Source organism: Labrys sp. Lb11 (assembly GCF_057554225.1).
The window spans coordinates 341,285-361,160 of sequence record NZ_BAAJOT010000005.1; the positions used below are offsets into that span (position 1 = coordinate 341,285).

The following is a 19,876-nucleotide window of genomic DNA, read 5'->3' on the forward strand; positions in this document are numbered from 1 at the left end:
GCCCGCGCTAATAGCAACATCATCCCGGCTTGCCAAGCGTGAATTCACACCGGGTGTGGGAAACTTTTGGCGCCGGCCGGTTCGGCGGTCCCGCGCAGGGCGGGGAGGGGGCTTGCATCGCGGCTATCGGGCCCCAAATGCAGGGAAATCGGCGCGGAGGAGGCCGAACATCGATGCACAGGCCGAAAATCCGGGTCGGGGGCAGGCACATCCATCTGCCGCGGTCGCGGCCGCTGCGCCTCGCCGTCGGCGGGCTGATGGTCGCCGGCGGCCTCCTGGGCTTCCTGCCGATTCTCGGATTCTGGATGGTGCCGGCCGGGCTCCTGATTCTGTCGGTCGACGTGCCGGCGGTGCGGCGCGGGCGCCGGCGGCTGTCGGTGTGGTGGGCGCGGCGGCGTCGGCGCCGCGCCGGCTCGGTCACGACTTGACCTTCACATAGGTGCCGGGCGCGTCGCAGAGCGGCTTGCGGCGGCCGCCGGGCTTGCGCCTGGACGCGGGGACGCGCTCGGGCGCCTGCGCCGTCAGCCAGTCCAGCCAGTCCGGCCACCAGGAGCCGGGATGCTCCTGCGCCGTCGCCAGCCAGTCATCGTAATTGCCGGCCGGCGGGCCGCCGAGCCAGTACTGGTACTTCTTCTTGGCCGGCGGGTTGACTACGCCGGCGATGTGGCCCGAGCCGGTCAGCACGTAGCGCACCGGTCCGCCGAAGGCGGCGGAGCCGACGAACACCGAGTTCGGCGGGGCGATATGGTCCTCGCGCGTCGCCAGGTTGTAGATCGGGATCGTCACCTGCTTGAGGTCGATGCGCGTGCCGCCGACCTCCATCAGGCCGCGGCTCAGCCGGTTCTCCAGGTAGCAGGCGCGCAGGTAGAAGGAGTGGTTGGCCTCCGGCATGCGGGTGGAATCGGAGTTCCAGTAGAGCAGGTCGAACGGGAAGGGCTGCTTGCCGCGCACGTAGTTGTTGACGACATAGGGCCAGATCAGGTCCTGGCTGCGCAGCATGTTGAAGGCGGCGGCCATCTTGGAGCCGGCGAGGTAGCCGTGCTCGGCCATCTTGCGCTCCACCGACTGGATCTGGTCCTCGTCGACGAAGACCTTGAGGTCGCCGGCGTTGACGAAGTCGACCTGGGTGGCGAACAGCGTCGCCGAGGCGATGCGCGGGTCGCCCCGCGCCGCCATCCAGCCCAGCGTCACCGAAAGCAGCGTGCCGCCGACGCAGTAGCCGATGGCGCTGACCTCCTTCTCGCCGGTGATCTTGCCGATCTCGTCGAGGGCGGCCAGGGGCCCCTCCTGCATATATTCGAAGAAGCCCTTGTGGCGCTGCGCCTCGCCCGGATTGACCCAGGAGATGACGAACACGGTCAGCCCCTGCTCGACGCACCAGCGGATGAAGCTCTTCTCCGGGTTGAGGTCGAGGATATAGAACTTGTTGATCCAGGGCGGGCAGATCAGCAGCGGCCGCTTGTAGACGCTTTCCGTCGCCGGCTCGTACTGCAGGAGCTCCATCGTCTCGTTGCGGAACACCACCTTGCCGGGCGTCAGCGCCATGTTGACGCCGACCTCGAACTTGGTGGTGTCGGACTGGCGCACCTTCAATTCGCCGTTGCCGGCGGCGATGTCCTCGGCCAGCATGTGCAGGCCACGCACCAGGTTCTCGCCGTTCTCGGCCAGGGTCTCGCGGATCAGCTCGGGATTGGTGGCGATGAAGTTGGAGGGCGAGAGCGCCGCCGAGAGCTGGCGCACGTAGAAGTCGGCCTTGTGCTTGAGGTGCGGCTCCAGCCCGTCTGAATCCTTCACCAGCTTGTCGGCCCAGCGCGTGGTGATGAGATAGGCCTGCTTGACCAGGTCGAAGAACTGGTTCTGGCTCCATTCCGGCGCCTTGAAGCGCGGGTCGCGCGCGTCGGGTACGGCGGCCGGCGGCGCCTCCTCGCCGGCCATGCGCTTGAGCGAGGAGGCCCACAGCGACATGAAGCCTTGCGCCAGCCGCGTCTGCGCCTCCAGGGCGCGCTGCGGGTCCTTCACCCAGTACTCGGCGAGGTGGCCGAAGGTCTTGACCGCGTCGGCGATCTCGTCGGTGAGGCCGGTCTTGATCCGCCCGTCCTCGCGCGGACGCAGATAGGCGGCCATGGCCTTGCCGCCTTCCTCGATGGCGCGGGCGACGTTGCGCGCCAGCGCCTCGATATCGGGATTGACCAGGGTAAAGGGATCGTCGATCGGCGTCTTGTCCTTGTCCATGCGGCCTTGCGAGCACCTTTCGTTGCGGCGTGGGGAATTTAAACCACTGTCGGAGCGTGTCCGCCAGTCGTATAAGCGTGCGTCACATCAGCGAGGCGAATTATATGCGGGGCCAGGCCTTCACATCCGTTCCGATCATCCTGGCCGCCCTGGCGCTTGCCGGCTGCGCCTCGACGCAGGCCGACAGCTCCTCCCGCATGTTCGGCCTGCGCCCCGGGCCGATGCCCCCGCCCCAGCCCTTCGTCGTCGAATCGCGCGCCAGCGCGCCGCAGGGCTTTCCCGCCATGGGCGCCGTGCCGCCGCCGCGGCGCGACCGGGTGCTGACCATGGACGAACGCAAGGCCCTGGAGAACGACCTCAAGCGCTACCAGAACCGCACCGCGGCGCGCACCACGGTCCGCAAGCCGAAGAAGCAACCGCCGCAGGGCTGAACGCCGGGCGCCGGCGGCCGGCCGGATCCAGGCGGCGAGCCCGTGGCCCTCGCCACGATCGATCTCGCATCCTTCAACGCAAAATCAAGGCTGTCCGGCCGATCATGCGCTGGCAGGTCCAAGAGGACCTGCCGGGTCCGGCGGGCCGCGACCGTCCGGCGCAGCCGGCCTGTCGCAATTTGCCGTCGTCGCGGCTTCGTTTGGACACGAATGATGCTACAACTGACGCCCCCTTCGCCGAAAGCCTGAACCGGGAACACGAACCGATGTCCGAATTCTACTCCACGCGCCGTCTGCCGCCCTACGTCTTCGAGCAGGTGAATCGGGTGAAGGCAGCGGCACGGGCCCAGGGCGCGGACATCATCGACCTCGGCATGGGCAATCCCGACCTGCCGACGCCGAAGTTCATCGTCGACAAGCTGATCGAGACGGCGCAGAAGCCGCGCACCAACCGCTACTCCGCCTCCAAGGGCATTCCCGGCCTGCGCCGCGCCCAGGCGAACTATTATGCCCGCCGCTTCGGCGTGAAGCTCAACCCCGACACCCAGGTCGTGGCGACGCTCGGCTCGAAGGAGGGCTTCGCCAACATGGCGACGGCGATCACCGCGCCGGGCGACGTGGTGCTGTGCCCCAACCCGTCCTATCCCATCCACGCCTTCGGCTTCCTGATGGCCGGCGGCGTCATCCGCTCGGTGCCGGCCGAGCCGAACGAGGACTTCTTCCGCTGGACCGAGCGGGCGATGAAGCACTCGATCCCCAAGCCGATCGCGGTGATCGTCTCCTACCCCGCCAACCCGACGGCGCTGGTGGCGAGCCTGGATTTCTACCGGGACCTCGTCGCCTTCGCCAAGGCCAACGACATCTTCATCCTGTCGGATCTCGCCTATTCGGAGATCTATTTCGACGGCGTGCCGACGCCTTCCGTGCTGCAGGTGCCGGGCGCCATGGACGTGGCGGTGGAGTTCACCACCCTGTCCAAGACCTTCTCCATGGCCGGCTGGCGCATGGGCTTCGCCGTCGGCAACGAGCGGCTCTGCGCCGCGCTGGCCCGGGTCAAGTCCTATCTCGACTACGGCGCCTTCACGCCGATCCAGGTGGCGGCCGCCGCGGCGCTGAACGGCCCGGAGGACTGCATCGCCGAGATGCGCGAGACCTACCGCAAGCGCCGCGACACCCTGGTGGAGAGCTTCGCCAAGGCGGGCTGGAAGGTGCCGGTGCCGGCGGCCTCGATGTTCGCCTGGGCGCCGATCCCCGACAAGTTCAAGGAGGTCGGCTCGCTGGAGTTCTCCAAGCTCCTGGTCGAGAAGGCCTCCGTCGCCGTCGCCCCCGGCGTCGGCTTCGGCGAGCACGGCGACGGCTATGTCCGCATCGCCTTCGTCGAGAACGAGCAGCGCATCCGCCAGGCGGCGCGCAACATCCGCAAGTTCTTCGACACCGCCGACCAGACGCTGCACAACGTCGTGCCGATGCAAAGGACGGCGTGAGCCGCCGGCGTCACGTCACGGGCGCCGCCCTCGCGAGCCCTCCGGCGGGGTTCGCGGGGTGCCCGCGCCGGCCGCGGAGGCCCCGCGCTTGATCCGGCGCCGATGCCGTTGCACAACGGCTCACATTCTCATGCGGACTTAACATGCAGGCCCCTCTCAGAATCGGCGTCGCGGGACTAGGCACGGTCGGCGCTTCCGTGGTGCGGCTGATCGACCGGCGCGCCAATGCCCTGGCCGCAGCCTGCGGCCGGGCCGTCGCCGTCACCGCCGTCTCGGCCCGCTCGCGCGGGCGCGACCGCGGCATCGCGCTCGACCGGTTCCGCTGGTTCGACGATCCCGTGGCGCTGGCGCGCGACCCGGAGGTGGATCTGTTCGTCGAGCTGATCGGCGGCGACGAGGGCCCGGCCCGCGCCGCGGTGACGGCGGCGCTCGACGCCGGAAAGCCGGTGGTCACCGCCAACAAGGCGCTGCTCGCCCGCCACGGCGTCGACCTCGCCCGTCGGGCCGAGAAGGCCGGCGTCGCCCTCAACTTCGAGGCGGCGGTGGCCGGCGGCGTGCCGATCGTCAAGAGCCTGCGCGAGGGCATGGTCGGCAACACCATCGACCGCGTCTACGGCATCCTCAACGGCACCTGCAACTACATCCTCACCCGCATGGAGGCCGAGGGCCTCGGCTTCGACGAATGCCTGAAGGACGCCCAGCGCCTGGGCTATGCCGAGGCCGACCCGACCTTCGACATCGGCGGCTTCGACACCGCCCACAAGCTCGCCATCCTCACGAGCCTGGCCTTCGGCACCGAGATCGACGCCGAGGCCATCCATGTGGAGGGCATCGCCCAGATCACCACGGCGGACCTGGCGGCGGCCGACGAACTCGGCTACCGCATCAAGCTGCTCGGCGTGGCGACGCGCACCGAGGGCGGCGTCGAGCAGCGCGTGCATCCGACCATGGTGCCGAAATCGGCGCCGATCGCCCAGGTCAACGGCGTCACCAACGCGGTCGCCATCGATGCCGACGCGGTCCAGGAGCTGACGCTGGTCGGCCCCGGCGCCGGCGGCGAGGCGACGGCCTCGGCCGTGGTCGGCGACATCGCCGACATCGCCCGCGGCTTCCGGCCGGCGCCCTTCGGCATCCCGGCCGCCGAGCTGACCCGGCCGACGCGCGCGCCGATGCAGGCCCACAAGGGCGGCTACTATGTCCGCCTCTCCGTCGCCGACCGGCCCGGCGCCGCCGCGGCCATCGCCAGCCGCATGGCCGAGCGCGCCATCTCGTTGGAATCGATTGTGCAGCGCCGCAAGGGGCGCGTGCATGGCGGCGACGATCCGTCGACGGTCGCCGGCGCCGTGCCGGTGATCCTGATCACCTACGCCACGACCGAGGCGGCGATCCGCGGCGCCCTCGAAGCGATGATGAGCGACGGCTACATCGTCGAGACGCCGCAGATGATCCGCATCGAGCGGGAATGAGCGAAAGACCAGGGGAGGGCACCATGTCGGACATCATTCAGGTCAAGCCGAAGGACGTCATCGAGCGTATCCTCTCGCTGGAGCTGGTGCGCGTCACCGAGCGCGCGGCCGTCGCCTCGGCGCTGCTGCGCGGGCGCGGCGACGAGAAGGGCGCCGACAAGGCGGCGGTGGACGCCATGCGCCGCGAGCTCAACAAGATGCCGATCGACGGCACCGTCGTCATCGGCGAGGGCGAGCGCGACGAGGCGCCGATGCTGTTCATCGGCGAGAAGGTCGGCAGCGGCATCGGCCCCAAGGTCGACATCGCCGTCGACCCGCTGGAAGGCACGACGCTGTGCGCCAAGGACATGCCGGGCTCGATCGCCGTGATGGCCATGGCCAGCTCCGGCTCGCTGCTCAACGCGCCCGACGTCTACATGGACAAGATCGCCATCGGGCCGGGCTATCCGGACGGCGTGGTCGACCTCGACGCCTCGATCGAGGACAACCTCCACGCCCTGGCCAGGGCCAAAGGCGTCAAGCCGAACGAGCTGACCGCGCTGGTGCTCGACCGGCCGCGCCATGCCGGCATCATCGAGGCGATCCGCAAGGTCGGCGCCTCGATCCGCATCATCACCGACGGCGATGTCGCCGGCGTGATCTTCACCACCAACCCGCTCGAGACCGGCATCGACATCTATCTGGGCAGCGGCGGCGCGCCGGAGGGCGTGCTGGCGGCGGCGGCGCTGCGCTGCGTCGGCGGCCAGATGCAGGGCCGGCTGATCCTCGACACCGAGGCCAAGCGCGAGCGCGCCATGACCATGGGCGTCAAGGACCCGAACAAGAAGTACCGCATGGAGGAGCTGGCCTCCGGCGACGTCATCGTCGCCGCCACCGGCGTCACCGACGGCGCCCTGCTGCAGGGGGTGAAGTTCCGCGGCAACGTCATCACCACCGAGACCATCATCTACCGCTCGCTCAACGGCACGGTGCGCCGCATCCACGGCGAGCACCGCCAGATGTCGAAGTTCAACCTCGACTGAGGGCCGACAGGGCCAGAAAAGGGCGCAAAAAGCCTTCTCCGCGCAAGTCGGATGTTTCCGACTTGCTCTCTTGCATGCCAGCCTCGGGAACAGCCGAGATTGGAGGCGGGGAGGCGCCACGACGTAATCGGGGCGGATGGGGTGCGGCCCGCAGGTCGCGCCCTTTGCCGCCCCTGCACCACCGTCGTGCCAGCCCAACACTGGCTTGACCCTGCCCTTCACGCCCCATCCGTCGCCGCTTCGCGGCGCCACCTCCCCCGCCTTCGGCGGAGAAGGCCTTTCTGCGCCACGTCTTGTAGCGGGACCTCACCCCCCTCGCGGCGCCGCCAGCCGGCTGGCGGCGGCGAGGAAGCGGGCCTTGACCTCCTCCACATGGGGGTTCTCCCGGGTGATCGTGCGGAACAGCTCCTCGGAATCCTGGCTCAGGCCGTCGACCATGCGCATCAGCTGCTCGAAGGCGGCGGTGGTCTGCGCCAGCGGCGGCAGGTCCATCGCCTTGACGATGCGCGCCATCAGGTGCGTCAGGCCCTGGACATAGGCCATCTGCCGGTCGTGCTCCTCGGCGCTGGTGCGCTGCACCTTCAGGCCGAGCCGGCGGGCGAGGAAGCGGGCGACCGGGGCCGCCTGCCGGCCGCGGCCCTCGCACACGGCGACGTTGAGGCCGCGAATGCCGTCGCGGCCGCTGCGCGGGCCGAACAGGGGATGGGTGCCGACCACCGCCACGGTCTCGGGCAGCGCCTTCAGCAGCGCGCCGAGCGGCGCCTGCTTGATCGAGCAGACATCGACGACGAGGCTGCCGGGCCTGAGGTACGGAGCGATCTGGCGTGCCACCGCGGCGATCCGACGCTGCGGCACCGCCAGCAGCACGACCGGCTGGCCGGCGGCGCCGGCGAGGTCCGCCGCCTCGACGCCTTGGCCGGCGGCCAGCGCTGCGACATCGCGGCCGGGGTCGAACACCCGCAGGGCGAAATGCGCCTTGAGGTGGCCGATGCAGAATTCGCCGAACGCGCCGGCGCCGATCAGGCCGAGGCCCGGCCTGGGGGAGGGGGCGTCCGCCTCGAGCGGCGCGCCGTCTGATGCGATCTCTTCGAACATGGGTGGCCCATCGCGGTTGCGCGCGCCGCATGGGGGGGCCTGAAACGAAAATGCCGCCCTGCGGCGGCATTGTTTCGACACTATGAATCGATCCCTGCCGCTCTTATGAGGACAGCCGGTAATAGGAGCTGGCGGGCCGGATCGCGTTCATGGCCGGCTGTTTGACCGGAATCGGCGCGGGCGTCAAGCGCCCAACGGCGGACGCGTCGATGACCGGCCGATCGGAGGGAGCGTCACGATGACGACGACACGCGATTTCGGGTTCGCGCCGGCGCAGGATGTGCCGATCCCCTATATCGAGCGGACCCGTGCCTATTACCAGGCCCTGGGCTACGGCGCGCCCTATGCCTGGGCCCACTACGCCGAGGTGCCGTTCCAGCCGCTGCGCAAGCCGCTGGCGCACAGCCGCGTCGCGATCGTCACCACCGCGGCTCCCTATCAGCCGGGCAAGGGCGACCAGGGCCCCGGCGCGCCCTACAACGCGGCCGCGAAATTCTACGCCGTCTATTCCGGCGACAGCGCCGGGGATCACGACCTGCGCATCTCGCACGTCGCCATCGACCGGGTGCACACGACGGCCGAGGACCCCAACGCCTATTTCCCGCTGCCGGCGCTGCGCCAGGCCGCGGCGCGCGGCCGGATCGGATCGGCGGCTCCGCGCTTCCACGGCCTGCCGACCAATCGCAGCCATCGCGCCACGCTCGAAACCGATTGCCCGGAGGTCGTCGAGCGCTGCCGCGCCGATGCCGTCGACGCGGCGGTCCTCGTCGCCAACTGCCCGGTCTGCCACCAGAGCGTCAGCCTCGCCGCCCGTCTGCTCGAAGCGGCCGGCATCGCCACCGTGGTGATGGGATGCGCCAAAGACATCGTCGAACATGTCGGCGTGCCGCGCCTCCTGTTTTCGGACTTTCCGCTCGGCAATGCGGCGGGGCGGCCGCGCGATCCGGACTCGCAGGCCGCCACGCTGGATCTGGCCCTCGCCCTGCTGGAGCGCGCGCCCGCGCCGCGCACCACCGTGCAGTCGCCATTGACCTGGTCTTCGAACCCGGACTGGAAGCTCGACTATCTCAACCTCGACCGCCTGTCCGCCGAGGAGATCGCCCGCCGGCGGGCCGAGTTCGACCGGCAGAGGGCCCTCGCCAGGGGCTTGCGCGACGACCTTGCCGGGGCCGATCCACCGGGCGCGGCGCAATCCGGAGACGCTTGACGCCGGCAACTGTGATCGGGGAGGCTCGTGCGCCCGACGGCCGCAGGACCCGACGCCCATGCAGATCCGCCCCCTCTCGCCCGCCGACAGATCCGCCTGGGAGCCGCTCTGGCGGGGCTATCTCACCTTCTACAAGGCGAGCGTGGCACCGGCGGTGACCGAGCTGACCTGGGCGCGCTTCCATGATCCGGCCGAGCCGATGCACGCCTACGGCGCCTTCCTCGACGAGGGCCTGGCCGGCATCGTCCACCTCATCCTGCACCGCTCGACCTGGACCGAGGGCCCCTATTGCTACCTGCAGGACCTGTTCACCGCGCCCTGGGCCCGCCGCCGCGGCATCGCCCGCGCCCTGATCGAACATGCCTACGAGGCCGCCGCCGGCCTGGGCGCCAATCGCGTCCACTGGCTGACGCACGAAACCAATGTCGAGGCGCGGAAGCTCTACGAGCTGGTTGCCGATCGCTCGGGCTTCATCCAGTATCGCAAGATATTCTGAGGCCGAATTCATCCGGCGTCCGTGACCGCGACGGACATGCCCGAAGGGGACGGTCGCAGCCGCAGGGCAGTGAGGCACCGAGCCCCCTGTGGAAAGCAGGCGCGGAAACCCCTCTCCTGGAGGGAGGTGGGTTCCATGTGTCTGTTTTGTCTTTGTAGATCTGAAATTTTACGAGGATATTCATGACGGATACTTGATCTATGGAATTATTTTATTCAAATCAAATATTTATCGATTGCAGCAATTTACATCTCATAAATCTGGTCGTGTTTTCATATCGCTGCCTGACAACGACATAGTGTCGCAAAGGACGAGTATGAGAAACCCAAGCAACCGCAGGTTCGCGGGCGGCAAGGTTGGCTTGCGCGCCCTGATGGTGGCGGGGCTGGTCGCGGCCTTCGCCATGCCCCTGCCTGCCGGCGCCCAGACCGCCGGCGCGCCGGCCGCCGCACAGGCCGAGGAGCCGCTCCTGACGATCAAGGCCGGCGACCGGACGACCGGCTTCGACCGGTCGATGCTGGAGCGGCTGCCCCAGCGCCAGGCGATGTTCGACACCGCCTGGGACATGGGCGGGACCTGGCAGGGCCCGCTGCTCCGCGACGTCCTCGCGGCCGGAGGGCTGGGCGAAGCGGCCAAGGTCCGGCTGACCGCCGTCGACGACTACGCCATCGACCTCGGCAAGGACCGGATCGAGGCCGGAGAGCCCATCCTGGCGATGCGGCTGAACGGAGAGCCCCTGCGCATAGAGACCAAGGGGCCGCTGATGCTGGTCTGGCCCAAGGAGGCCAGGCAGGTCCGCGACGGCTCGGCGCCGAGCGCGAACTGGATATGGTGCGTCGTCGCCATGCAGAAGGCGGATTAGGCGCGACAAAGGCGATCCCTATCGGGACACGCCGCAGGACCGAAAGACTATGGTTCGGGGCCGCCCCGGGACGGCAGGATGCGACGCGACAGTCGGTCGACGTTCGTCAGCAGGGCCGGAATTCGGTGTTCGCCATGCATCTGCAGAACATGCATCCTGGCTTCGGCCAGGGGGATGCCGACCGCGGTCACGAACAGCGGATTGCCGCTCCTGCCGCGCAACACCTCACTCTCGGGCGGCGTATCGCGAAACGCCGTCTTGGCGACGCCGACGACCGGTATCTCCTGCCTCAGCTCTCGCCACAGGTGCATGCCGAGCCCTGCGCTCGATGCGGCCCCGAGCACGACATACCCGTCGACGACGACCAGATCCGGCCGCTCGCCGAGCGCTTCGATCGCGGCAAGCAGACAGGGAAGCTCCCGGCGATAGAACGCGCCCGGCTGGTAGGGCAGGACATTGTCGATGCGCACGGTGACGGATCGGTCCGGCTTGCTGTCGGCCCAGTCGCGAAATGTTATTGCCGCGGCCGTTGCGCATGCGCCGAAATATCCGACATCGACGGCGGCGATCACGTGCGAGCCTCCATTCCGAGGGCCTCGCGAATGCCGGGGATGGGGCGGTTGCCGAAGGGACGGCGCCGGACATTGCCGGCGGGGGCGGCGGTGAGGCGGCGGCGCATGGTGGCGATCGCGTTGGCCCGGGAATGCTGCTCCGATCCGCGGCCTTCCGACTGAGTAGGACGGCGCGGCGCCGGCCGCAAGTCGCCGCAAATCCGGTCTGGCCGGTCCCGGGCGCCCTGCTATGGTGCAGGCATGTTCGAATCGACCTCCCGGCGGCAGTTCTTTCTCGGCGTCGAGAGCTCCTTCACCGGCAAGCCCTGGCACGACCGCCTGGACGGCACCGCTTCCGTGCAGGCGCTCGCCATCGCCCAGCGCCTCGGCGTGCCCGAACTGCTCGGCCGCATACTGGCCGGGCGCGGCGTCGCAGCCGACCAGGCCGAAGCCTTCCTCGACACCAGCATCCGGCGCTGGCTGCCCGATCCCTCGACCCTTACCGCCATGGATGCGGCGGCCGAGCGCCTGGCCGAAGCCGTCGTCGGCCGTCAGCGCGTGGCGATCTTCGGCGACTACGACGTCGACGGCGCCGCCTCCTCGGCCCTGCTCGCCGGCTGGCTGCGCCGGGTCGGCGTCGCGGTCCGCATCCACATCCCCGACCGGATCTTCGAGGGCTATGGCCCCAATGTCGATGCGGTCCGGGCGCTGCGGGCCGAGGGCGCCGACCTGCTCGTCACCGTCGACTGCGGCACCACCAGCCTGGAGCCGCTGGCCGAGGCCCGGCGCATCGGCTTCGACACGCTGGTGATCGACCATCACCAGGCTGCCGAGGCGCTGCCCGAGGCGGTCGCGGTGGTCAATCCGAACCGGCTCGACGACCTGTCGGGGCAGGGGCACCTGGCCGCCTGCGGCGTGGTCTTCCTGCTGCTGGTGGCGGCCAATCGCAGCCTGCGCCGCCGTGGCTACTGGTCGCCGGAGCGTCCCGAGCCCGACCTCGTCGCCATGCTCGACCTGGTGGCGCTCGGCACCGTGGCCGACGTGGTGCCGCTCCGGGGCCTGAACCGGGCCTATGTCGCCCGCGGCCTCGCCGTGCTGCGCCGGCGCGAGCGGCCGGGCCTGCGGGCACTGATGGACGTGGCGCGGCTCGACGGTCCGCCGCGGCCCTATCATCTCGGCTTCCTGATCGGGCCGCGCATCAATGCCGGCGGGCGCATCGGCGATGCCGGCCTGGGCGCGCGGCTGCTGCTCACGGCCGATGAGGCCGAGGCCGCCGAGATCGCGACGTCGCTCGACCGTCTCAACCGCGAGCGCCAGGCCATCGAAAGCGTCATGCTGGAGCAGGCCGTGGCCGAGGCGGAGGCGGCACTGGGCCGGGACGGGCAGGGCGCCGCGGTGGTGACGGCCTCCGAGTCCTGGCATCCCGGCGTGGTCGGGCTGATCGCCGCCCGCCTCAAGGAACGCTTCGGCCGCCCCGCCTTCGCCATTGCCTTCGACGGGCAGGGGATGGGTGTCGGCTCCGGCCGGTCGATCGCCGGCGTCGATCTCGGCCGTGCCGTTCGCGCCGCGCTGGAGCAGGGCCTGCTGGTCAAGGGCGGCGGCCATGCCATGGCCGCCGGCGTGACCCTGGCTCGCGGCGAGCTCGGGCGTTTTCGCGCCTTCCTCGAGGAGGCCCTGGCCGCCGCGGTGGCGCAGGCCAAGGCCGCCGCCGCCCTGGAGATCGACGGCGCCCTTTCGGCCTCCGGCGCCACCGTCGCCCTGATCGAGACCCTGGAGCAGGCCGGCCCCTTCGGTCAGGGCAATCCCGAGCCGGTCTTCGCCCTGCCGGCGCACGAGATCGCCTTCGCCCGGGAGGCCGGCGGCGGCCATCTGCGCCTGCGCCTCAAGGCGCGCCAGGGCGCCATTCTTGACGCCATCGCCTTCCGCGCGGTCGGCCAGCCGCTGGGCGAAGCGCTGCTGCGCCATCGCGGCAGCGCCGTGCATGCGGTCGGCACGCTGTCGGTCGACCGCTGGGGCGGGCGCGAGCGCGTCCAGATGCGGGTGATCGACGCGGCGCCGGCGAATTGAGCGCCGGCGCCTATTGCAGCCGGATCATCGCAAGGCCCGTGACGATCAGGGCGGCGGCGATGATGCGGTTCGGCCGCAATTGCTCGTGCAATATCAGCACGGCGATCGCCGCGCCGAACAGCACGCTCGATTCGCGCACCGCCGCCACCAGGCCGATCGGCGCCCGCGTCATCGCCCAGATGGCGATCCAGTAGGAGGCGAGCGACATGGCGCCGCCGGCCAGGCCCGGGCCGGCGAAGGAGAGCGACGGGCGCAGCCCGTCGATGCCCTTGCGGGCAAGGGCGAAGACGGTCAGGAACACGCCGTCCACCGTGAAGAGCCAGGCCGAATAGACGTGCGGATTGCCGGCGGTGCGCGCGCCGATGCCGTCGACCAGCGTGTAGGCTGTGATGGTGGCGCCGCAGGACAGGGCGAGCAGCAGGGCCCGGCGCTCGAACGGCTTGCCGCCGGCGCGCAGCGCCATGGTCATGATGCCGGCCGCCAGCACCGCGACACCGGCGAGACCCCAGGTCCCGATCGGCTCGTGCAGCACGATGAGCGACAGGATCGTGGTCATCAGCGGCGCGCTGCCGCGCGCGACGGGATAGACCTGCCCCATGTCGGCCAGCCGATAGGCGCCGGTCAGGGTAAGGTAGTAGGCGAGGTGGATCAGGGCCGAGGCGATCACCCAGGGCCAGGCCTCCAGCCGCGGCAGGCCGAGCCACAGGGCGAGCGGAATGGCGATCACCCCGCAGCCGGCATTGACCAGCACCACGGCCAGGAAGGGATCGAGCCGGATCTTGAGGACCGCGTTCCAGCCCGCATGCATGGCGGCCGCGGCGATCACCGCCAGAAACACGCTGAGATCCATGGCCGTCCGCGATCCGAGGAGCGCCGACCGGCCGATGTTGGCGGGCGGCGAGCCCTTCAGCTCGCCGAAGCGCCGCAAGGATCGGAAATCATTGCGCTTTTAATGTCACCGTTCTGTCATGATCTAGCAGTGGTCGCTTCCGGCCGCAACCGCGCCCGAGCGACTCCCGCAGAGCCTGCCTGGGACGCGGAGGGAGCGTCCTGCGCGGCACGCCAGCGGCTGGGGCTCACGCCGGTGACGCGCAGGAACTCGCGATTGAAGTTCGACTTGGTCTGGAAGCCGGCGTCGAACAGGACGCGGGTGATCGAGGCGTCCGTCTCCCGGAGGCTGCGGCAGGCGGCGGCGATGCGATGCTCGTTGACATATTGCGAGACGTTGATCGCCCGTGTCCGGTTGATCGCCGCCGAGATCCGCCGCGCCGGCAGGCCCATGCGGCGGGCCAGGCGGTCGAGGCTGAGATCGGGGTCGCGGTAGAGTTCCCGCGCGGTCATCGTCGCGTCGAGTTCGGCCATGATCCGGGCATCGTCCGGATCCGTGTCCGCCTCCGGCGTGGGCGCCGCAGGTGTTTCGGCCGGCGCCTCGGCCGGCACGTTGCGGCCGGCAACGATGGCGGCGATGCCGAGCAGGGCCAGGACGCAGAGATTGCCGAGCCCGGCGATCCGCGGGATGCCGGCCTGGCCGAACGGGCCGAGGGCGATCACCGTGTCCGTGGCCGCGGAGAAGATGAGCAGGGCGCCTGTGCCCTGCAGCGCCCGATGCAGCGGTATGGCGCCCTCCAGCCTGACCTTGTCGAGCCCGTCCGGTCCGGAGCGGGCCAAGAGGATCAGGGCGAGGCCATAGCCCAGGAAGATCGGGATCAGCAGCGCATCGATCAGCGCCGGCAGGGTGGCCACCGTCACGGCCATGGCCGGCAGCGGCAGGGCGTGCGGCCACAGCTCGCGCCAGCCCGGACGGCCGGTATGGCCGGCGGCGAAGGCGCTGAAGGCCACCCATGACAAGGGCGGCAGGCCGGAGGCCAGGATCGGCATGACATGGCGCAGGCTGTCGAAGCCGTAGCCCCAGCGCAGGCCGAGCAGGATCGACTGCAGGGCATAGGCACCGATCATCGCCGCGAAAAGAGGATTGGATGTCCCGTCCTCGCGCCGCACCAGCCGCACGAGCACGATCAGCAGCAGCAGCGCGACGACGAAGGGCAGGGGGACGGAGGGCATGGGCTGACATCTCGGCTGGAGCGTCGGTCTTGTCGAGGTGGCGAGTCGGCGCCGGAGCGATCTTGGCCGCGATCGCGATCCGGTACGACCTGAAACGCGATCGAGGTCGCCGCCCTGCCGGTCCGGACCGAGGCTCGCGGCATGAATGCTCCCCTTGCTCCCGACATCATCCGCCGCGACGCCATGGCCGCCAAGCTGCGCTCCCTGGCGATCGAACGCGCCGCCCCGCCGGTCGAAGCCGCCGGGGCGCCTGCCCAGGGCCATTCCCGGTGGCTCGCCCTCGGCACCCTTGCTGCCGGCCTGCTGCTGACGCCCGGCCTTTGGGCCCTGCACGCCCGTCGTCCGGCCGCCGGGCCGGTCCCTCCCATGCTCGCGCCGGCAGAGTCCGGGCCGGCGGCGCTGCAGCCGGCCACCCCGGCGGGCGGCACCGTGATCGGCTCCGGCCATGTCGTCGCCCGGCGGCGCGTCGTGCTGCGGCCGGAGATCCAGGGCCGCATCGTCGCCGTCGACATCGAGACGGGCGACCATGTCGTGGCCGGCCAGCGCATCGCCCGGATCGACGCCGGCCTTGCTGAGGCCGACGCCGCCCTGGCGCGATCGAGGGCCGGCACCGCCGAGGCGAGCGTGCGCGTCGCCGAAATCGAGCTCAGCGATGCCCGCCATCCGCTGGAGCGGCTGCAGGCGCTGGCGCGCCGGCGCTTCGCCAGCGTCGCCGACCTCCAGGCGGCCGGCCTCAGGGTCGAGCGGCTCGAGGCCGCCCTCGCGGTCGCCCGGCAGGGCCTCGCCACGGCGCGGCTCGAAGTCGGGCGGGCCGAGGCCGTGCTCGCCCGCCACGACGTCCGCGCGCCCTTCGCCGGCGTCATCGCCGCGCGCTTCGCCGAGGTCGGCGACATGGTCTCGCCCGAGGCCGACCGGGGCGGGGGCGGCGAGGGCGTCGCCGTCCTGCTCGATCCCGACGCCCTCGCCGTCGACGTCGATGTCGGCGAGACCGGCATAGGCAGGATCGCGCCGGGCGAGCCGGCCGCCGTCACCCTCGACGCCGATCCCGCCCGGCCCTTCGCCATGCGCGTCGCCACCATCCTGCCCGAGGCGACGCAGGAGAAGGGCACGGTGACGGTCCGTCTCGCCTTCCACCCCGATCCGGACGGCCTCCCGCAGAGCATCCGCCCCGGCATGGCCGCGAAGGTGGCGTTCGGCGCCGCCTCGGTCCCGCCGGCTACCGCCAAGCCCGCATCGCAACAGGAGTGACCCCATGCAACGCAGCGCCGCCATCGAGCTGCAGCACGTCGGCAAGAGCTACCGGACGAACGGGCAGGGGCTGCCGATCTTCGACGACCTCAGCCTCTCCGTCCCCGACGGCGCCTTCGTCGCCATCATGGGGCCGTCGGGTTCGGGCAAGTCGACCATCCTCAACCTGCTCGGCGGGATCGACCGGCCCGACCGGGGCGAGATCCGCGTCGGCGGCCAGCGCATCGATGCGATGGGCGAGGGCGCGCTGACCCGCTGGCGCGCCGGCCATGTCGGCTTCGTCTTCCAGTTCTACAACCTCCTGCCGATGCTGACGGCGGCCGAGAACGTCGAGCTGCCGCTGCTGCTCACCGCACTGACCCGCCGCCAGCGGCGCGAGCGCGTCGCCACCGTGCTCGACTTGGTCGGGCTGTCCGAACGGGCCGGCCACCGGCCCGGCCAGCTCTCCGGCGGCCAGATGCAGCGGGTCGGCATCGCCCGGGCGATCGCCTCCGACCCGCAGCTGCTGCTCTGCGACGAGCCGACGGGCGACCTCGACCGTGGATCGGCCGACGAGATCCTCGCCATGCTGCGCCTGCTCAACGCCGAGCTCGGCAAGACCATCGTCATGGTCACCCATGACGAGGCGGCGGCCCGCGCCGCCGGGCGGGTGCTGCATCTCGACAAGGGGCGCTTCCTCGCCCGGGAGGCAGCGTGATGACCTTCGCGACCCTTGTCCGCGGCAATCTCCGGCGCAAGCCCGCCCGCAGCGTGCTGCTGGTGCTCAGCATTGCCATCGCCTTCTTCGTCTATGGCGTGCTGGCGAGCTTTGCGACCGGCTTCCGCGGCACCGACGACGATTCCGGCCGGCTGGTCGTCACCAGCAAGGTCAGCAGCAACGAGCCGCTGCCGATCGCCCTGCTCGAGCGGATTGAGCGGATCGGCGGCGTCAAGGCGGTCAGCCACACCACGCGGCTTCGGGCCTGGTATCGCGAGCCGCGCAACATGGTGGGGGCCAGCGCCGTCGATCCGGCGCGCACGGCGATCGTCTTCGGCAGCGATTTCAACCTCGCGCCGGACCTGCTGCAGCGGCTCGGGGCGCGGCGTGACGGCGCCCTGGTCGGGCGGGCGCTGGCCGACAGCCAGGGCTGGCGCGTCGGCCAGCGCATCGCGCTCACCAGCCTGGCCTACCGGCGGGCCGGCGGCGGCGCCTGGGACTTCGAGGTCGTCGGCATCTTCGAGGGCCGGCGACCGACCGTCGACACCAATTTCCTGATGGTGCGCTACGACTATGTCAACGAGGCCCGTCTCGACGGGAGGGATACGGTCGGCGGCTTCAGCATCCTGCCGGCCAGTCCCGGCCAGGCCGAGGCGGTCGCCCGGGCCGTCGATGCGGCCTTCGCCAATTCCGGCAGCGAGACCCGCACGCGCAGCGAGATCGCGTTCATGCAGGCCTTCATGGCGCAGCTCGCCGATATCGACACCATCATCGCCCTGGTGGTCGGCGCCGCCTTCGTCACACTCCTGATGATCGTCGCCAACACCATGGTGTTCGCGGTCCGCGAGCGCACGGCCGAGATCGGCGTCCTGAAGACGATCGGCTTTGCCGGCCGGAGCATCCTGGCGCTCGTGCTCGCCGAAACCCTGGCGCTCGGCGCCGTCGGTGGCCTCGCCGGCATCGGCCTGGCGCTGGTCGCGGTCGAGACCCTCGGCGGCGAGATCGGGCTGGTGTTCACGCCCGGGATCGCCCTCTCGGCCCTCGTCCTGATCGCCGTGGTCGGCCTGTCGACCGGCCTGCTGCCGGCCATCGGCGCCATGCGCACGCCCATCCTCGCCACCTTCCGCCCGAGATAGATCATGTCCAGCCTCATCCGACAGTCCCTTGCCATCGGTCTTGCCAATCTGAGGAGCCTGCCTCGCCGCTCCTGGATCTCGCTCTCGATGGTGTTGTCCGTCGCCCTGGTCGTCGCCGTGCTGCTCGGCTTCCTCGCCATGGCCAACGGCTTCCGCCAGGCGCTGGAAGGTGCCGGCTCGCCCGACGTGGCGCTGGTGCTCGGGCCCGGCGCGTCGTCCGAGCTCGGCAGCCGCATCGAGCCGGCGCAACTGCATGTGATGCAGGGCGCTCCCGGCCTGGCCCGGGCTTCGGACGGACGGCCGCTGGTGTCACCGGAACTCGCGGTGCCCGTCGATGCCGTGCGGCGCGCCGATGGCCTGCCCGCCACGCTGTCGCTGCGCGGCATCGGCGCGTTCGGCCTCGCCGTGCGTCCGGGCCTCGCCATCGCCGAGGGGCGGGTGCCGCGGCAGGGCAGCGACGAGATCCTGGTCGGCCGGCGCGTTGCCGCCGACTATCTCGGCTTCGGCCTCGGCGAGGCCGTCCGCTTCGGCGCTTCGGCCTGGCGGATCGTCGGCATCTTCGAGGCCGGCGGCTCGGCGCTCGAATCGGAGATCCTGGCCGATGCGACGGTGGTGCAGTCGCTGTTCAATCGCCAGGGCCTGGTGCAGAGCCTGCGCCTGCGCCTGGCCGATCCCGCCGCGCTGGCCGGCATCGAGGCCTATTCGGCCGGCCAGCCCCAGCTCGGCCTGACGGTCGTCTCCGAGCAGCGCTATTTTGCCGACCAGTCCGCCCGGACGGCGCGGCTGATCCTGCTGCTCGGCTGGCCGCTCGCCGGCGTCATGGCGCTCGGCGCCGTGGTCGGCACCCTCAACACCATGTACAGCTCGGTGTCCGACCGAACGGCCGAGATCGCCACGGTGCGGACCATCGGCTTCGCCCGCGCCGCCGCCTTCCTCGGCACCTGGATCGAGGCGCTGGCCCTGACATCGGCCGGCCTCGCCCTGGGCACGGCGGCGTCCCTGCTGATTCTGCAGGGTTGGACCGCCTCGACGGTGGGTCCCGACAGCATGCAGATCGGCTTCAGTCTCAGCCTGACCCCGGGCCAGGTCGCACAGGCCGCGGCCCTGGCCGGCCTCGTCGGCGCGATCGGCGGCGGGCTGCCGGCCCTGCGGGCGGCGCGCCTGCCGCTGCGGCTGGCGATGATGCGATGAGGGGAGAGACCTGGCGCGCTCTAGGGGAATCGAACCCCTCTCTCCACCGTGAAAGGGTGGCGTCCTGACCGATAGACGAAGAGCGCGGCGGCGCGGACATATAGAGGGGCTAGGGCGGGGCGGCAAGCGGATAATGCGCGGTTGTGCACATCTGCCCGCCGTCCCCGGCGGCCGGCTTCGCCGCTTACCAGACGCCGGTGTTCGGCATCGACGTCCAGGGTTCGGCGGGCGGCAGCGAGCCGCCCTTCTGCAGGATCTCGATCGAGATCAGGTCGGGCGAGCGGACGAAGGCCATGTGGCCGTCGCGCGGCGGGCGGTTGATGGTGATTCCCGCCTTCATCAGCCTGTCGCAGGTGGCGTAGATGTCGTCGACCTCATAGGCGAGATGGCCGAAATTGCGGGCCGTGCCGTAATCTTCCGAATCCCAGTTATAGGTCAGCTCCAGGGCCGGCGCCTTGCCGGCCCGGAATGCCTCGACATCTTCCGGGGCGGCGAGGAACACCAGGGTGAAGCGCCCCTTTTCGTTGTCGACGCGGCGAACCTCGACCAGCCCGAAAATGTCGACGTAGAAATTGAGCGACGCGTCGAGGTCCCTGACGCGGACCATGGTGTGGAGGTATTTCATGTCGA

At 70.6% G+C, this 19,876-nt stretch carries 19 protein-coding genes and 1 tRNA gene; 13 read left to right on the forward strand and 7 right to left on the reverse strand.

The genetic code is table 11. The annotated features are described in order from the left end of the window. Positions 1–173: 173 nt before the first annotated feature. On the forward strand, positions 174–428 hold the full coding sequence (locus AC27L4_RS20160) for a hypothetical protein (protein ID WP_487144149.1): 255 nt from the start codon (positions 174–176) through the stop codon (positions 426–428). Here AC27L4_RS20160 and AC27L4_RS20165 read toward each other — a convergent pair. Continuing rightward, complete coding sequence (locus AC27L4_RS20165) at positions 418–2,232, reverse strand: PHA/PHB synthase family protein (protein WP_487144150.1); 1,815 nt, start codon at positions 2,230–2,232, stop codon at positions 418–420. The two genes, AC27L4_RS20160 and AC27L4_RS20165, sit on opposite strands and share 11 nt — an antisense overlap. Positions 2,233–2,336: 104 nt before the next feature. Here AC27L4_RS20165 and AC27L4_RS20170 point away from each other — a divergent pair, with 104 nt between their 5' ends. The 4 genes from AC27L4_RS20170 (at position 2,337) to glpX (ending at position 6,635) form a co-directional block, all read left to right on the forward strand. Continuing rightward, positions 2,337–2,663, forward strand: coding sequence for a hypothetical protein (locus AC27L4_RS20170; RefSeq protein WP_487144151.1), 327 nt, complete (start codon positions 2,337–2,339; stop codon positions 2,661–2,663). Positions 2,664–2,929: 266 nt separating this feature from the next. Further along, on the forward strand, positions 2,930–4,147 hold the full coding sequence (locus AC27L4_RS20175; RefSeq protein WP_487144152.1) for an LL-diaminopimelate aminotransferase: 1,218 nt from the start codon (positions 2,930–2,932) through the stop codon (positions 4,145–4,147). A 143-nt stretch (positions 4,148–4,290) separates the two neighbouring features. Further along, entirely contained in the window at positions 4,291–5,613 is a 1,323-nt protein-coding gene (locus AC27L4_RS20180; RefSeq protein ID WP_487144153.1) for a homoserine dehydrogenase, read from the forward strand. A 23-nt stretch (positions 5,614–5,636) separates the two neighbouring features. Further along, positions 5,637–6,635 (forward strand): class II fructose-bisphosphatase, encoded by a 999-nt coding sequence (gene glpX / locus AC27L4_RS20185; protein ID WP_487144154.1) that lies wholly within the window; start codon positions 5,637–5,639, stop codon positions 6,633–6,635. 306 nt (positions 6,636–6,941) lie between these two features. Here the strand turns inward: glpX and AC27L4_RS20190 are convergent, their stop codons facing one another. After that, positions 6,942–7,730: a prephenate dehydrogenase/arogenate dehydrogenase family protein gene (locus tag AC27L4_RS20190; protein WP_487144155.1), complete on the reverse strand. Its 789-nt coding sequence runs from the start codon at positions 7,728–7,730 to the stop codon at positions 6,942–6,944. A gap of 238 nt (positions 7,731–7,968) precedes the next feature. On the opposite strand from AC27L4_RS20190, the gene AC27L4_RS20195 reads away from it, so the two are divergent. The 3 genes from AC27L4_RS20195 (at position 7,969) to AC27L4_RS20205 (ending at position 10,295) form a co-directional block, all read left to right on the forward strand. Beyond that, positions 7,969–8,937, forward strand: coding sequence for a glycine reductase (locus tag AC27L4_RS20195; RefSeq protein WP_487144156.1), 969 nt, complete (start codon positions 7,969–7,971; stop codon positions 8,935–8,937). 58 nt (positions 8,938–8,995) lie between these two features. Then, positions 8,996–9,433 carry a GNAT family N-acetyltransferase gene (locus AC27L4_RS20200; RefSeq protein ID WP_487144157.1) on the forward strand — a complete coding sequence of 146 codons (438 nt, stop codon included), beginning with the start codon at positions 8,996–8,998 and terminating at the stop codon, positions 9,431–9,433. Positions 9,434–9,749: 316 nt separating this feature from the next. Beyond that, positions 9,750–10,295 (forward strand): molybdopterin-dependent oxidoreductase, encoded by a 546-nt coding sequence (locus AC27L4_RS20205; RefSeq protein WP_487144158.1) that lies wholly within the window; start codon positions 9,750–9,752, stop codon positions 10,293–10,295. A 47-nt stretch (positions 10,296–10,342) separates the two neighbouring features. On the opposite strand, the gene AC27L4_RS20210 is transcribed toward AC27L4_RS20205, so the two are convergent. Then, positions 10,343–10,867, reverse strand: a complete 525-nt coding sequence (locus AC27L4_RS20210; RefSeq protein ID WP_487144159.1) for an endonuclease V — start codon at positions 10,865–10,867, stop codon at positions 10,343–10,345. 240 nt (positions 10,868–11,107) lie between these two features. Here AC27L4_RS20210 and recJ point away from each other — a divergent pair, with 240 nt between their 5' ends. Beyond that, positions 11,108–12,913 carry a single-stranded-DNA-specific exonuclease RecJ gene (recJ, locus tag AC27L4_RS20215; protein ID WP_487144160.1) on the forward strand — a complete coding sequence of 602 codons (1,806 nt, stop codon included), beginning with the start codon at positions 11,108–11,110 and terminating at the stop codon, positions 12,911–12,913. Positions 12,914–12,923: 10 nt separating this feature from the next. On the opposite strand, the gene AC27L4_RS20220 is transcribed toward recJ, so the two are convergent. Continuing rightward, on the reverse strand, positions 12,924–13,841 hold the full coding sequence (locus AC27L4_RS20220) for an EamA family transporter (RefSeq protein ID WP_487144161.1): 918 nt from the start codon (positions 13,839–13,841) through the stop codon (positions 12,924–12,926). 38 nt (positions 13,842–13,879) lie between these two features. Further along, positions 13,880–14,974: a helix-turn-helix domain-containing protein gene (locus tag AC27L4_RS20225; RefSeq protein WP_487144162.1), complete on the reverse strand. Its 1,095-nt coding sequence runs from the start codon at positions 14,972–14,974 to the stop codon at positions 13,880–13,882. Between the two features lie 141 nt (positions 14,975–15,115). Here AC27L4_RS20225 and AC27L4_RS20230 point away from each other — a divergent pair, with 141 nt between their 5' ends. The 4 genes from AC27L4_RS20230 to AC27L4_RS20245 are packed head-to-tail and all read left to right on the forward strand — an operon-like array spanning position 15,116 to position 19,246. Further along, complete coding sequence (locus AC27L4_RS20230; protein WP_487144163.1) at positions 15,116–16,222, forward strand: efflux RND transporter periplasmic adaptor subunit; 1,107 nt, start codon at positions 15,116–15,118, stop codon at positions 16,220–16,222. Between the two features lie 4 nt (positions 16,223–16,226). After that, the gene (locus AC27L4_RS20235; RefSeq protein WP_487144164.1) at positions 16,227–16,919 is read left to right on the forward strand and encodes an ABC transporter ATP-binding protein; all 693 of its coding nucleotides are present in this window, start codon (positions 16,227–16,229) and stop codon (positions 16,917–16,919) included. Then, positions 16,919–18,055 (forward strand): ABC transporter permease, encoded by a 1,137-nt coding sequence (locus AC27L4_RS20240; protein ID WP_487144165.1) that lies wholly within the window; start codon positions 16,919–16,921, stop codon positions 18,053–18,055. Before AC27L4_RS20235 ends, AC27L4_RS20240 begins: the two co-directional genes overlap by 1 nt. A 3-nt stretch (positions 18,056–18,058) precedes the next feature. Next, positions 18,059–19,246 (forward strand): ABC transporter permease, encoded by a 1,188-nt coding sequence (locus AC27L4_RS20245; protein WP_487144166.1) that lies wholly within the window; start codon positions 18,059–18,061, stop codon positions 19,244–19,246. An 11-nt stretch (positions 19,247–19,257) separates the two neighbouring features. On the opposite strand, the gene AC27L4_RS20250 is transcribed toward AC27L4_RS20245, so the two are convergent. Together AC27L4_RS20250 and AC27L4_RS20255 are read right to left on the reverse strand one after the other, a co-directional pair. Continuing rightward, positions 19,258–19,332: transfer RNA gene (locus AC27L4_RS20250), tRNA-Glu, on the reverse strand. Between the two features lie 98 nt (positions 19,333–19,430). Beyond that, on the reverse strand, positions 19,431–19,871 hold the full coding sequence (locus AC27L4_RS20255) for a VOC family protein (RefSeq protein ID WP_487144167.1): 441 nt from the start codon (positions 19,869–19,871) through the stop codon (positions 19,431–19,433). Positions 19,872–19,876 lie beyond the last annotated feature (5 nt).